The following is a 13833-nucleotide window of genomic DNA, read 5'->3' as shown; positions in this document are numbered from 1 at the left end:
CCGCGGCGGCGGGTTCAAGGACGCGCGGCGTCCTTGACCTGAGTAGGCGCCGGTGAAGGGGCGCGCCCCTTCGTTTCCGCCGCGACGGCGCTCAGCTGCCACGGCGCGGCCCGGCGGTGCCGGACCGGCATGAGCCGCCCGTCAGCCCCTTACAGGGACGCGATCACCCGGTCGGCCAGCACGTAGATCTTCTCCGGACCGCAGCCGAAGGTCAGCGCGTACGCGCCGGAGACGCCGGAGCCGCCCAGCAGGACCGGTTCCTCGCCGGCCCGCAGGGCGTCCGCGAGGCGCTCGGCGGTCTCGCGGTGGCCGGGGGTCATGCAGACGGTGGTGCCGTCGGCGAAGACGTAGACGTCGAGCGTGCCGAGCGGGCCGGGCCGCACCTCGGCCAGCGGGACGCGGGCCTGCGCGAGCTCGGTGAGGCGCTCCACGGTGGACTCGTGGTCGCCGGTGCGGGTCGCGGGGGAGAAGTCGGGGTGCGAGGGGTGGCGGCGGCGCGCGGCGGCCAGCTCGGGGGAGTCCGCGGCCTCGGCCTCGGCCGCGGCGGCCTCGGAGTACTCGGCCAGCTCCGCGAGGCCGGTGAGCTCGCCGAGCTCGGTGAGCTCCGCCAGTTCGGCCGTCGGCTCCAGGCCCACGAGGTCGGCCTGGCGGGGCAGGTAGAGGCCGCCGTAGGGTCCCTCGGCGAAGTCGTCGCCGAGGCCGGGCAGGCCGCCCAGCAGCGAGGGGGAGTCGCCGGCTCCGCCGAGGTCGCGGGCCTCCTGGGCGGCCCAGAACGCACGGGCCTCGGCGAGCTCGCGCTCGCGCTCCTCGGCGAGGGCGTCCGCGACGGCCGCCCGTATCTCCGAGAGCTCGGCGGCGGGGGCGGTGCGCGCCGCCGGCACGGCGGCCTGCGCGGTGCGCTCGGCAGCCGCGGCCGTGGCGGCCGCGAGCTCGGCGCTCAGGGCGGTGATCTGACGGCGCAGGCCGCGAGTGGCGTGCAGGGCGGCGGCGCCCGCGGCCGTCGCGGTGGCCGCGGCCAGCAGCAGGGCAAGGGACATGGCGCTCACTGACGTACTCCCGGTTGCTATGGATCCCCCAGATTCCTACCTCAGCTTGAGGCCGTCTTTCCGGTGACCCCAGTGCAAAACGTCATGAAGCGGGCGGGACCTACGTCCCGGACGTTGTCCCTTCAACATCTCTGACCTGCGGAAACGAATCGCCCCCGGGACGTTGGTCACATCCTGGGGGCGATTCGGTCACGGTTGGGGCAGGGGCTCGTGAGGCCGTTCGGCGTCAGCTCAGGCGTCCGCCGCGGCCCGGCTCACTCGGCCCGGCTCCGCGCTCAGCTCAGCCGCTCGATGATCATCGCCATGCCCTGGCCGCCGCCCACGCACATCGTCTCCAGGCCGAACTGCTTGTCGTGCCACTGCAGCGAGTTGATGAGCGTGCCGGTGATGCGGGCGCCCGTCATGCCGAAGGGGTGGCCGACGGCGATGGCGCCGCCGTTGACGTTCAGGCGGTCGATGTCGATGCCGAGGGCCTGGTAGGCCGGGATGACCTGGGCCGCGAACGCCTCGTTGATCTCGACCAGGTCGATGTCGCCGATGCTCATGCCGGCGCGCTTCAGCGCCTGCTTGCTCGCCTCGACCGGGCCGAAGCCCATGATCTCGGGGGAGAGGGCGGAGACGCCGGTCGACACGATCCGGGCCAGCGGGGTCAGGCCCAGCTCGCGCGCCTTCGTGTCCGACATGATGACCAGGGCGGCGGCGCCGTCGTTGAGCGGGCAGCAGTTGCCCGGGGTGACCCGGCCGTCCGCGCGGAACGAGGGCTTCAGGCCCGCCACGCCCTCCATGGTGACGCCCGCGCGCGGGCCGTCGTCCTTGCTGACGACCGTGCCGTCGGGGGTGGTGACGGGGGTGATCTCGCGCTCCCAGAAGCCGGCCTTGATGGCCGCCTCGGCGAGGTTCTGCGAGCGGACGCCGAACTCGTCCATCTCCTCGCGCGAGACGCCCTTCAGCCGGGCCAGGTTCTCGGCGGTCTGGCCCATCGCGATGTACGCGTCCGGGACCAGGCCGTCCTCGCGCGGGTCGTGCCACTCGTCGCTGCCCTGCTCGGCGCGGGCGGCGGTGCGGGCCTCGGCCTCGGCGAAGAACGGGTTGTGGCTGCCGGGCATGCCGTCCGAGGAGCCGTTGACGGTGCGGGAGACCGTCTCCACGCCGGCGGAGATGAAGACGTCGCCCTCGCCCGCCTTGATGGCGTGCATCGCCATCCGGGACGTCTGCAGGGAGGAGGAGCAGTAGCGGGTGATCGTGCAGCCGGGGAGGTGGTCCATGCCCATCTGCACGGCCACGATCCGGCCGAGGTTGTGGCCCTGCTCGCCGCCGGGCAGGCCGCAGCCGAGCATCAGGTCGTCGATGTCGCGCGGGTCGAGCCCGGGGACCTTGTCGAGCGCGGCCTTGATGATCGTCGCGGTCAGGTCGTCGGCGCGCATCTCCTTCAGCGAGCCCTTGAAGGCGCGACCGATGGGGGAACGGGCGGTTGAGACGATCACGGCTTCGGGCATCACGGCTCCATGACGTGAGAAAAGCAGGACTGGGTGGAAGTTACCCGCCCGTAGGGCTTTGGGTCACCGCTTGCTCACTGTGAGAGCGCTCACGGGCGCGGGCGTTGTTCCCGGCGGACCCCGCGCCCAGGCCAAGGGGGCGCAGCCCCTTCGTATCCCCGCGCCCGCCGCGAGGCGCCCCGCCTAGGACCCCCGCGCCGCCCGCGACCACACGTGGTGCGGGGTCGGCTCCGTGTGCGCGGGGAGGCGGCGCCGCTTGCGGTGTTTGAGGAGGGCCCAGCGGCCCCGGGCCGCCGTGACCTCCGTGCCGGCCTCGGCCGCGGCCTCCGCCGCCGCCCGGGCCACCGGCAGGATCCCCTCGCGCCGGGCCGCGTCCGGCCGCTCCTCGTCCTCGGGCCAGAGGCCCAGCGCCGCGCACAGCGTCGGCAGGACGGCCATCGCGGCGGTGGCGTACCCCTCCGCGGAGGGGTGGAAGTTGTCGGGTCCGAACAGCTCCCGGGGGTTCGCCGCGAACTCCGGGCCGAGCAGGTCGCCCAGCGACACCGTGCGCCCGCCCGCCTCGATCACCGCTATCGTCTGCGCCGCGGCGAGCTGCCGGCTCAGCCGCCGGGCGACCCACCGCAGGGGCTGGTAGACCGGCTCGATCGTGCCGAGGTCGGGGCACGTGCCCACCACGACCTCGCTGCCCGCCTCCCGCAGCCGCCGCACCGCGTCCGACAGCAGCCGTACGGAGCGCGCCGCCGGCATCCCGTGCGTGACGTCGTTCGCGCCGATCATGATCACGCAGACGTCGGGCACCCGCTCCGTCTCGTCGAGCAGCAGCGTCACCTGCCGGTCGAGGTCGTGCGAGCGCGCGCCGGACAGGGCGACGTTGCGCAGCTCCACGGGCCGCTCGGCGACCGCCGCGAGGCCGGAGGCGAGCAGCGCCCCCGGCGTCTGGCGGGGGCGGTGCACGCCCTGGCCGGCGGCGGTGGAGTCGCCGAGCAGGCCGAGCAGCAGCGGCTCCCGCCCGAGCCGGTGCACGAACGCCGAGCCGTAGCGGCCGTCCGCGTGCGGCGGGGTGCCGCCCGCGCCGCCGACCACGCGCCGGGCCAGCCGCACCTCGGTGAGCAGGACGCCCGCCGCCGTGGCGCCGAGCAGGCCGATCCCGCCGCCCCCGTAGGCCGCGGCCGCGGCGATCCGCCGGGCGACCCGCGCCCGCGACGTCGTGATGGGTGACATGGGCGGGACCTCCTCCGCGGCACCGGTCACCGGCTTCACAGCACGGCCGCCGGGGCCGTGTGCACGGTTTTACAAACACTTCATAAAAACACCGCACCCTTGGGAGAGCGCGCTATGACCAGGTTGCCCCGGGAGCCCGCTTCTGCAACGCGCCGTTGGAGCGGCCGGATGCGTTCTAGGCTGGCCGTATGGGTACGCGAGACCGCTAGTGCCCCCGACCGCGGAGATCACCGTGCAGTATCACGATTCGATGATTGAGCTCGTTGGCAACACCCCGCTCGTGAAGCTCAACAGCGTGACCGAAGGCATCAAGGCCACCGTTCTTGCCAAGGTCGAGTACTTCAACCCGGGCGGTTCCGTGAAGGACCGGATCGCCCTGCGCATGATCGAGGCTGCTGAGAAGTCCGGCGAGCTCAAGCCGGGCGGCACCATCGTGGAGCCGACCTCCGGCAACACCGGTGTCGGCCTTGCGATCGTGGCCCAGCAGAAGGGTTACAAGTGCATCTTCGTCTGCCCGGACAAGGTCTCCACTGACAAGATCAACGTGCTGCGGGCGTACGGGGCGGAGGTCGTGGTCTGCCCGACCGCGGTCGACCCGGAGCACCCGGACTCGTACTACAACGTCTCCGACCGGCTCGTGCGCGAGACGCCCAACGCCTGGAAGCCCGACCAGTACAGCAACCCCAACAACCCCCTGTCGCACTACTACTCCACCGGCCCGGAGATCTGGGAGCAGACGGAGGGGAAGATCACCCACTTCGTGGCGGGCGTGGGCACCGGCGGCACGATCAGCGGCACCGGGCGCTACCTGAAGGAGGTCAGCGACGGCCGCGTCAAGGTCATCGGCTCCGACCCGGAGGGCTCGGTCTACAGCGGCGGTTCCGGCCGTCCGTACCTGATCGAGGGCGTCGGCGAGGACTTCTGGCCCAGCGCCTACGACGGCACCGTCACGGACGAGATCATCGCGGTCTCCGACAAGGACGCCTTCCAGATGACGCGCCGCCTCGCCAAGGAGGAGGGCCTGCTGGTCGGCGGCTCCTGCGGCATGGCGGTCGTCAGCGCCCTGCGCGCCGCCGAGAACCTCGGCCCGGACGACGTCGTGGTCGTCCTGCTGCCCGACAGCGGCCGCGGCTACCTGAGCAAGATCTTCAACGACGAGTGGATGGCCGACTACGGCTTCCTGGAGGAGGCCGGCGACGCCGCCCGCGTGGGCGACGTGCTGCGCCGCAAGGACGGCGGCCTGCCCTCCCTGGTGCACATGCACCCGGAGGAGACGGTCGGCGAGGCCATCGAGGTGCTCCGCGAGTACGGCGTCTCGCAGATGCCCATCGTCAAGCCGGGCGCGGGGCACCCCGATGTGATGGCCGCCGAGGTCATCGGCTCGGTCGTGGAGCGCGAGCTGCTGGACGCCCTGTTCGCCCAGCGCGCCTCCCTCTCCGACCCGCTGGAGAAGCACATGTCCGCGCCGCTGCCGCAGGTCGGCTCCGGCGAGCCCGTCGCGGACCTGATGGCCGTCCTGGGCGAGGCGGACGCGGCGATCGTGCTCGTCGAGGGCAAGCCCACCGGTGTGGTGAGCCGTCAGGACCTGCTGGCCTTCCTCGCGGAGAGCTCCGGCAAGGCCAACAACGGCGCCAAGTAGCACTCCTCGGGTCCATGCCGTAGCACTCCCCGGGGCCGCGCCGTCCGGCCGCCGTGTGAACGGCGCGCGGACGGACGGCCCGTCAAAGGTACGTATGCGTCACGCGCCCGCAGCACCGGCTTAACAACGGTCCTGCATAGTGGAGGTGCCGGCAGGGGCCCGCCCCCGGCCGGCACCCGAGCGGCGGCAGGACTTCCGGAGCGGCTCCCGGACTCCGCGGCCGTCCGGACGCGGCTCACCGGCCCTGACCCGGCCCGTGTCCTCGCGTTCACTCCCATGAGCCGTCGTCCCGCTTGGTGCGCCGGTGCTGCTGCCAGGGGAACACCCCCGCCACGTTCAGGGCGTTGACGCCCACGATCCCCGCCCAGCTGACGAGCAGGCCGGGCAGGTGGGCGTTCACCACGGCGATCGCGGACAGCGGGACGGCCAGCACGAGCGACACCAGGGCGAAGCCGAAGCGCTCGCCGAAGCTCCCCGTGTCCGGGTGTCCGCCGGTGTGCGGCCGCCCCCCGCGGGCGACGGCCATCTGCGTCTCCGCCGCCTGCCGGCGCATCCGCCGGTCGATCGCGGCGTCCAGTTTCTGATCGACCTTCTCCAGGAAGGCGTCGACCAGTTCGGCCTCGTACTCCGGGCCCAGTTCCTTCCGGGTCTCCAGGGTCGCGGCGAGATCCTTCTTCAGCTCGTGGTCGCGGGCCATCATGCTCAGGACGATACGGTCGGCAGGGCCCCGCGTCGCTGGGGCCAGCCCCCGTATCCGCCGTAGGGACAGCCCCGCCGCAGTGCCGGGGCGCCGCTGGAAGGAGCAGTCCGTGCCCGGACCCGGAGCCACCGAAGCCCTGCTGACGCACCTCGTCCCCGGAGCGGGCGAGGACCGGCCGGACGCCCTGAGCGTCGCCGGGCGGGCCTGCTCCCGCGAGCAACTGCTGGGCGCCGCCGCCGCGGTGGCGCACCGCATCGCGGGCGCCCCGGCCGTCGCCGTCCACGCCGACGCCTCCCTGGAGACCGTCGCGGCCGTCACCGGCGGGCTCCTCGCCGGGGTGCCGGTGGTGCCCCTGCCGCCGGACGCGGGGCCCGCCGAGCGCGGCCACATCCTGCGCGACTCCGGGGCCGCCCTGGTGCTCGGCGGCGCCGGCGGGCTGTCCGCGGACACGCTGCCCGCGGACAAGCTGCCCGTGAACACGCTGCTCGTGGACATGGGCGAGCGGGGCGACTGGTCCGGCGCGGAGCCCGCCGCGGACAGCACCGCCCTGATCCTCTACACGTCCGGCACGACCGGCGCCCCCAAGGGCGCGCTGATCCCGCGCGGCGCGGTCGCCGCGGGCCTCGACGGGCTCGCCGAGGCGTGGGAGTGGACCGCCGAGGACACCCTGGTGCACGGGCTGCCGCTGTTCCACGTCCACGGCCTCGTCCTGGGCGTCCTGGGGGCGCTGCGCACCGGCTGCCGGCTCGTGCACACCGGGCGGCCCGTGCCGCAGGCGTACGCGGCGGCGGGCGGCAGCCTGTACTTCGGGGTGCCGACGGTCTGGTCCCGGGTGGTGCGCGAGCCCTCGGCGGCCCGCGAGCTGGCCGGGGCCCGGCTGCTGGTGTCGGGCAGCGCCGCCCTGCCCGCGCCCGTCTTCCGTGACCTGGAGGCGCTCACCGGGCAGCGGCCCGTCGAGCGCTACGGCATGACCGAGACGCTGATCACCGTCTCCGCGCGGGCCGGCGGCGAGCGCCGGCCGGGCGCCGTGGGCACCCCGCTGCGGGGCGTCCGCACGCGCCTCGTGGCGGCGGAGGGCGGCATCGGCGAGCTGGAGGTCTGCGGGCCGACGCTCTTCAGCGGCTACCTGGGCCGCCCGGAGGCCACGGCGGCCGCGCACACGGCCGACGGCTGGTTCCGTACGGGCGACATCGCGGCGATCGACGAGGACGGCACGCACCGCATCGTGGGCCGCGCCTCCACCGACCTGATCAAGTCCGGCGGCTACCGGGTGGGGGCGGGCGAGGTGGAGAACGCCCTCCTGGACCACCCGGCCGTGCGCGAGGCCGCCGTCGTCGGCGTCCCGCACGACGACCTCGGCCAGGAGATCGTCGCCTACGTGGTGGCCGACGGCGCGACGGAGAAGCAGCTGGTCGACTTCGTGGCGGGGCACCTCTCCGTGCACAAGCGGCCGCGCCGGATCCGCTTCCTGGACGCCCTGCCGCGCAACGCCATGGGCAAACCGCAGAAGAAACTCCTGCCTCCGATGTGACGCAAGGGGCTCCGGGGACCTCCACCGCCCTGCATAATTTCATGCAGGGCCGGTGCGGATGAATGAACGCTGTCGATGCCCGGCGAAGACCGCCAACGAAGCACGATTGCCGACGACCATGGAGGGCCCGATGAGCGACACCGGCGGCGAACCGGAAGCCACCGCACGGCTGCAGAAGCTCTTCGAGGGACACCGGCTGACGCCCACCCAGCGCCGCATCGCCCACTGCATGGTGCGCCGCGCCGCCGACGCGCCCTTCCTCTCCAGCGTCGAGCTCGCCGAGCTCGCCGGCGTCAGCCAGCCCTCCGTCACCCGCTTCGCCGTCGCCCTCGGCTTCGACGGCTACCCGGCGCTCCGCCGGCACCTGCGCGACGTCGTGCCCGCGGCGGACGCACCGGCCGAGAGCGAGAGCGCGTACAACGAGTACCAGCAGGCCGTGCAGGTCGAGATCGACAACCTCCGCCACCTCTCCTCGGTCCTCGCCGACCCCGCCCCCGTCACCCGCGCGGGCCGGCTCCTGGCCACGTCCCGGCCGCTGCTCGTGCTCGGCCTGCGCGCCGCCGGCGCCCAGGCCGCGGGCTTCGCCTACTTCGCCCGCAAGGTCCACCCCGACGTCCGCCTCCTGGACGAGGGCGGCACGCTCCTGACCGACCGCATCGACGCGGCCGTCCGGGCCGGGGCGAGCACCCTGCTGTGCTTCGCCCTGCCCCGCCACCCGCGCGAGGTCGTCGAGGCGCTGGAGTACGCCCAGGGGCAGGGCCTGACCGTCGTCACGGTCGCCGACTCCACGTTCGCCCCGGTGGCCCGGCACAGCGACCTCCTGCTCCCCGCCGCCGTCGGCACGGGCCTGGCCTTCGACACGGCCTGCGCGCCGATGCTGCTCGGGCGCATGCTGCTGGAGGCCATGTGCGACGCCCTGCCGGACGCACAGGCCCGCCTGGAGGAGTTCGACGCCAAGGCGGTCGCGCGGGGGCTGTTCGTGGAGTAGCGGGGCTGTTCGCCGAGCAGGGGGCAGGGGGCAGGGGCGCGCGGCTCAGGCGCCGGCCTTGAGGTGGCGGTCGAAGAACGCCACCACGTACGCGCGCGTGGCCGCCACCGCCCGCTCCGGGCGGAGCGTTCCGATGTTCTGCCGGAGCGCGTCCGGCGTCATGACGCCCTGCCGGACGAGCGCGGGCAGCAGGGACGGCGCGTCGGTGAACGTGCCGTGCCGGGCCCCGGCCAGGGTCGCCCGCCGCTGCTCGCCGCGCGAGTGCTCCAGGAAGGACGTCCACGAGGCGGTGTTGTCGTCCGCGCCCGGCCCGTCCGACCCGAGCAGCAGGAACGGCCGGTCCACGCCCTCGCGCGCCACGGTGCTCAGCCTGCTGCCCGTGCCGTCGGGCAGGGGGAAGTCCATCTGCCCGTCCATGTTGACCCCCGCCTTGAGGCGGCGGTCGTCGTGCAGCGCCTGCGCCGCCGTGAAGCCGCCCGCGGACTGCCCGGCCATGCCCACGCGCCGCAGGTCCATGGCGTCCCCCAGACCGTGCGGCAGGCCGCGCCGCCACCGCTCCGAGCCGAGGGTGTCGAGGACGAACCGGGTGTCGTCCACCCGCGCCCGCATCGCCTTGCGGAGGGCCGCGTCGACTTCGGGTGCGGGCGCGCCGGCGAGGGCGGGCAGCTCCGACTCCGCCAGGCGGCCGCCGGGGAGCAGCACCTCCGAGGAGTCGTACGTGTGGTCGACGGTGACGACCATGTAGCCCCGCGAGGCCAGCTCTTCCACCAGGGTCGTGTTCCACGTCCGCGGGTCGCCCAGACCGGAGGAGTACAGCACGACCGGCAGGGTGCGGGCGGTGCGTGCCACGGGGACGTCCACGCGCGCGTGCGTACGCGTGGAGGCCCAGTCGGCGGCGTCCGGCCGGACGCCGTAGTTGAAGCTCCCCGCCCCGCGGGCCGAGCCGAAGTGCGCTGCGGAAGCCGGGTCCATGTGGGGCGCGAAGGGTGAAGCGGCGCCGCGGTCCTTGCGGTCCGCCGGGTAGAACAGGCTGACCATGACCTCGCGCCTGCCCTGCTCCGGCTTCCACGGGTCCGCCCGGGACGTGTCCACCAGGTGACGGGTGACCGTGCCGACGGCGTACGGGCCGGTGGGCGCGGGCAGGGCAGCGCCTGCGGCTGCGGGTACGGCGGTGGCCGGGGCGGCCGCCGCCCGGGCCTGCTGCGCCGGTACGAGTGCGCTCAGCACCCCGGTCAGGGCCAGCGCCCCCGCCGCGACGACGGCCCGCCGCCTGAGCCTGCCGTCCCCTCGCTCCGTGACCCGCATGTCCGGCTCCTCCCCCACTCGTCCCCGCGCGTTCCTGCTCGTCCCTGCTCGCCGCCGTGCGGCTTCCGGGTTCTCCCCGGCGGGACGACCATAGGGACCACACAAGTGCGCACACGTCATACGGAGGAGCCAAGTCCGGGCTGATACCGGGGTATGACCCCTGTGGGGTACACCTCGCGGGATTCTCAGCTCGTACTCAGATTCGTTGGCTAACCTGCCGCCTGAGAGTCGGGATCGAGGGGATTTCAGAGGGAAAGGCGGGTTTCGACGTGGGGCGCGGTTCGTATGCGCTGGCGCGGGTGGCGGTGATCGTCAGGGCGCCGGCGGGCTGGCTGGCGTGGGCGGGGCTGCTCAGCGCGGGCGTCGGCGTCCTGGTGCCCGGGCTCACCGGGCGGCGGATCGGCGTGCTCGCCGGGGCGGCACTGTTCCTGATCGCCGCCGGGGCGGTCTTCGCGGCCCGCCGCCGGCGGTACGAGGCGCTGGCGCGCGGCGCGTCGCGCGCGGGCCGCTCCGTCTTCCTCCAGGACCGCGCCGTGACCCTGCGGAACTGGCGGCGGGCCCGCCGCTGGTGGCTGCTCGCCGCCTTCCTCGCCGCCGTGGGCTCGTCCTTCGCGGTGCCGGCCGCGGGCGGCATGGCCCTCGCCGGGGCGGGCGCGGGCCTGTGGGCCAAGGCCCTGTGGCTGGGCGGGCTGGAGCGCCGCGCCGGTTCGCTGCTGTGGGTGCGTACGGAGTGGGCGCAGGCGTCCCCCGCCGCCAAGCCCGTGCGCGGCTATCTGTCCACCGGCCTTGCCGCGGGCGACGCCGCGCCGGGAGGCGGCCGGCGCCGCGCCGGGCGCGTGCCGGCCGGGACGGCGGTCAGCGGGGCGTAGAGAGGCGGGAAGGGGCAGGGGGCCCGGCTGTCGAAGGCACGGGCCCGGTTCAGCCGAGCGCGGCCAGGTCCGCCGCGTGGGCGCCGCCGCTCTCTGCGACGAGCTCACTGAGTGTCTGCGGGGCCCTGACGGTCGCGAAGCGCACGCCGTCACCCGCCTCTTCCGCGAACGCGTACCCGTAAACCCCCGGGCGCGGCAGAGCGTTGTACGCGAAGTGGTTCGAGAAGTAGTACGCGCCGGTGTCGAGCAGGGCCACGTGGTCGCCCGGCTCCAGCAGCGGCAGCGGTCTGCCCACCGCGACCACGTCGCCCGCGAAGCAGCACGGGCCCGCGACGTCCTGGTCCACCGGCGGCCCGGCCTTGGGCCGCCCCTGCGCGTCGAAGACGGCCACCCGCAGCGGCCAGGACGCGGGCGCGAACACCGTGCGCGCGGCCACCTGCGCGCCCGCGTGCGTCACCGCGATGCGGCGCCCGCCCGTGGTCTTCGTGTACTCCACGCGGGCCAGTACCAGGCCGCTCTTCGCCAGCAGGGAGCGGCCGAACTCCGTCACCAGCCCGTAGCGCCCGTCGAACAGGCCGGGGGCGGCGTCCGCGAGCAGGCGGGCGTAGGCGCGGAACGTCGGCGTGACGTCGTCCGACGCGAAGTTCACGGGCAGCCCGCCGCCGATGTCCAGCGTGGTCACCTGCCGGTGCCCCACCGCCCGGTTGATCTCCTCCGCCAGTTCGTACGCGGCCCGCACGCCCTGCGCCATCAGCTCCAGGGGGCAGCCCTGGGAGCCCACGTGGGCGTGCAGACGGGTGAGCCACGGGCGCTCGGCGAAGGCGCGGACGAGCCAGGCGCGCGCCCCGTCGTCCCGGAGCGCCACCCCGAACTTCGACGTGTCCGTGGCGGTGCTCAGCGCGTCGATGCTGCCGCCGCCCACCTGAGGGTTGATGCGCACGCCGAGCGGGGAGCGGGGCGGCCCGGCGGCGTCCCGCAGCAGCCCGTCCAGGCGGGCGAGCTCCTCGCGGCTGTCGGCGTTGACCGCGACGCCCAGGGCGAGCGCCTCGCGGAGCTCGGCGGCGGTCTTCGCCGGGGAGTCCAGCACGATCCGTCCGGGGGCGACCCCCGCCGCCCGCGCCAGGGCGAGCTCCCCGGGGCTCGCCACCTCGGCGCCCAGCCCCTCCTCGGCGAGCAGCCGCACCACGGGCACCAGGGAGGCGGCCTTCACGGCGAACGCGTGCAGGGTCGTGCCGGGCGCCGCCCCGGCCTCCTCGAACGCCTCCCGCAGCGCCGCCGCGGCCGACCGGATCCCCCGCACGTCGAGCAGCCCGGCCACGGGCGCCCGGTCGGGCAGCAGCCCCCGCCGGATCGCGGCGCGCACCAGGGCGCCGAGGGACGGACCGCCGCGAGCCGTGGCGCCGGGGGCCGTGTCGCCGCGAGCCGTGTCGCCGGGGGGCATGTCGCTGGTGGACATGCAGCCACTCCACCACACCGGGCACGCCGGACCGCGAAAATCGCATGCGCCGCGGGCGGTTTCCGCACACGATGGCCTCGCGGGGCGGGGACGGGGTGCGAGCCGGAACCGGCCCGGACGCGGGGCGAGCCGGTTGCGCCGAGCGCCCGTCACGACGCACGCAGCTGCGCGGGGACGGCCGGCACACCCGCGCCGCACGACGCCTTCGACCGGCTCATCGGTGCCGGTCGATGGGCGTGCGGACTCACGCGGCGGCGGCCTCGGTGGCAGTGAGCAGCCCGGCCAGCGCCGCCCGCGTCTCCTGCAGCTCCCCGATGCGGGCGTCCAGCCCCTGGAGCTGCTCACGCAGGTGCAGGGCGACGCACGGGTCGAAATCGGCCTCGCCCGCGCCCCGTACGCACGGCAGGACGTCCCGGATCACGCGCGTCGGCAGGCCTGCCGCCAGCAGGACGCGGATGCGGCGGACCGTCTCGGCGGCGTCCTCCCCGTAGCGCCGGTGCCCGCTGGGCAGGCGGCGGGAGTCCAGCAGGCCCTGCTCCTCGTAGTAGCGCAGCAGCCGCACGCTCACTCCGGTCTCGCGCGCCAGATCACCGATCTTCATATGAGCTGCCTCACACGGGGTTGAATCTCACACGGATGTGAGAACTTAGCGTTCCGGTCATGACGAACAGCACGACAGCCCCCGCTTCTTCCCCCGTCACCCGCATCGGCGGCGACCTGCCCGTCACCCGCATCGCCTACGGCGCGATGCGGCTGGCCGAGACCCCCGCCGGGCTCACCGACCCGATGCAGGCACTCATCTGGCGCGCGCCCGAGGACCGCGCCGGCGCCGTCGCGCTGCTGCGGCGCGCGGTCGAGCTCGGCGTCGACCTCATCGACACGGCCGACGCCTACTCGCTCGGCGAGAGCGAGGAGCTCATCGCCGAGGCCCTCCACCCCTACGACGGCGTCACGGTCGCCACCAAGGTCGGCGTCGTACGGCCGAGCCCCGGCGAGTGGGTGACGCACGGTCACCCCGCCTACCTCCGCCAGCAGGCCGAGCTGGCGCTGCGCCGGCTGCGCGTGGAACGCCTGGACCTGCTCCAGCTGCACCGCATCGATCCCGAGTACCCGCTCGCCGACCAGCTCGGCGCGCTGCGGCAGCTGCAGGACGAGGGCAAGGTGCGGCACATCGGCCTCTCCGAGGTGACCGTTGGCGAGCTGCGGGCGGCACAGGAGATCGCCGCCGTCGCCTCGGTGCAGAACGTGTACAACCTCTCGGAGCGCGGCCACGACGACGTCGTCGACTACGCCGCCGCGCACGGCATCGTCTTCTTCGCCTACTTCCCGGTCGCGGTGGGCGCCCACGCCGCCGAGGGCGGCCCGGTCGCGGAAGTGGCGCGCGAGGTGGGCGCGACGCCCGCGCAGACGGCGCTCGCCTGGCTGCTGCACCGCTCGCCGACGCTCGTCCCGCTCCCCGGCACGCGCTCGCTCGCCCACCTGGAGGAGAACACCGGCGCCCTGGGCGTCCGGCTGACGGAGGCCCAGTACGCCCGGCTGGACGCGATCGGCAAGCAGGGCTGAGCGCGCCGCCGGCAGCCCG

General features: G+C 74.7%; 12 protein-coding genes. 5 read left to right on the top strand and 7 right to left on the bottom strand.

All coding sequences use genetic code 11. The annotated features are described in order from the left end of the window. Positions 1-149: 149 nt before the first annotated feature. The 3 genes from ACSNOH_RS04765 to ACSNOH_RS04755 all read right to left on the bottom strand — a co-directional run bounded on the left by ACSNOH_RS04765 (position 150) and on the right by ACSNOH_RS04755 (position 3763). Entirely contained in the window at positions 150-1037 is an 888-nt protein-coding gene (locus ACSNOH_RS04765) for a hypothetical protein (protein ID WP_436719911.1), read from the bottom strand. A gap of 284 nt (positions 1038-1321) precedes the next feature. Continuing rightward, entirely contained in the window at positions 1322-2542 is a 1221-nt protein-coding gene (locus ACSNOH_RS04760; RefSeq protein WP_436719905.1) for an acetyl-CoA C-acetyltransferase, read from the bottom strand. A 183-nt stretch (positions 2543-2725) separates the two neighbouring features. Beyond that, positions 2726-3763 carry an SGNH/GDSL hydrolase family protein gene (locus ACSNOH_RS04755; RefSeq protein WP_436719904.1) on the bottom strand — a complete coding sequence of 346 codons (1038 nt, stop codon included), beginning with the start codon at positions 3761-3763 and terminating at the stop codon, positions 2726-2728. A gap of 232 nt (positions 3764-3995) precedes the next feature. Here ACSNOH_RS04755 and ACSNOH_RS04750 point away from each other — a divergent pair, with 232 nt between their 5' ends. Further along, positions 3996-5402, top strand: coding sequence for a cystathionine beta-synthase (locus ACSNOH_RS04750; protein ID WP_436719903.1), 1407 nt, complete (start codon positions 3996-3998; stop codon positions 5400-5402). A 268-nt stretch (positions 5403-5670) separates the two neighbouring features. Here ACSNOH_RS04750 and ACSNOH_RS04745 read toward each other — a convergent pair whose 3' ends face one another. Next, entirely contained in the window at positions 5671-6102 is a 432-nt protein-coding gene (locus tag ACSNOH_RS04745) for a hypothetical protein (protein WP_436719902.1), read from the bottom strand. A 109-nt stretch (positions 6103-6211) separates the two neighbouring features. On the opposite strand from ACSNOH_RS04745, the gene ACSNOH_RS04740 reads away from it, so the two are divergent. Together ACSNOH_RS04740 and ACSNOH_RS04735 are read left to right on the top strand one after the other, a co-directional pair. After that, entirely contained in the window at positions 6212-7633 is a 1422-nt protein-coding gene (locus ACSNOH_RS04740) for an acyl-CoA synthetase (protein ID WP_436719901.1), read from the top strand. Positions 7634-7763: 130 nt separating this feature from the next. Beyond that, the gene (locus ACSNOH_RS04735; RefSeq protein WP_436719900.1) at positions 7764-8621 is read left to right on the top strand and encodes a MurR/RpiR family transcriptional regulator; all 858 of its coding nucleotides are present in this window, start codon (positions 7764-7766) and stop codon (positions 8619-8621) included. Between the two features lie 45 nt (positions 8622-8666). Here ACSNOH_RS04735 and ACSNOH_RS04730 read toward each other — a convergent pair whose 3' ends face one another. After that, on the bottom strand, positions 8667-9926 hold the full coding sequence (locus ACSNOH_RS04730) for an alpha/beta hydrolase family protein (RefSeq protein ID WP_436719899.1): 1260 nt from the start codon (positions 9924-9926) through the stop codon (positions 8667-8669). A gap of 269 nt (positions 9927-10195) precedes the next feature. Between ACSNOH_RS04730 and ACSNOH_RS04725 the strand changes: the two genes are divergently transcribed. Next, entirely contained in the window at positions 10196-10795 is a 600-nt protein-coding gene (locus tag ACSNOH_RS04725; RefSeq protein WP_436719898.1) for a hypothetical protein, read from the top strand. Between the two features lie 49 nt (positions 10796-10844). Here the strand turns inward: ACSNOH_RS04725 and ACSNOH_RS04720 are convergent, their stop codons facing one another. Next, positions 10845-12251, bottom strand: coding sequence for a diaminopimelate decarboxylase (locus ACSNOH_RS04720; RefSeq protein WP_436719897.1), 1407 nt, complete (start codon positions 12249-12251; stop codon positions 10845-10847). Between the two features lie 244 nt (positions 12252-12495). After that, a complete protein-coding gene (locus tag ACSNOH_RS04715) occupies positions 12496-12852 on the bottom strand; it encodes a MerR family transcriptional regulator (RefSeq protein WP_436719896.1) in 357 nt (118 codons plus the stop codon). Positions 12853-12911: 59 nt separating this feature from the next. Here ACSNOH_RS04715 and ACSNOH_RS04710 point away from each other — a divergent pair, with 59 nt between their 5' ends. Next, positions 12912-13814 (top strand): aldo/keto reductase, encoded by a 903-nt coding sequence (locus tag ACSNOH_RS04710; RefSeq protein ID WP_436719895.1) that lies wholly within the window; start codon positions 12912-12914, stop codon positions 13812-13814. Positions 13815-13833: the final 19 nt, after the last annotated feature.

It is taken from the genome of Streptomyces sp. URMC 127 (genome assembly GCF_051386535.1).
Classification (GTDB): domain Bacteria; phylum Actinomycetota; class Actinomycetes; order Streptomycetales; family Streptomycetaceae; genus Streptomyces.
This window is presented reverse-complemented; position numbering and strand designations above follow the sequence as displayed.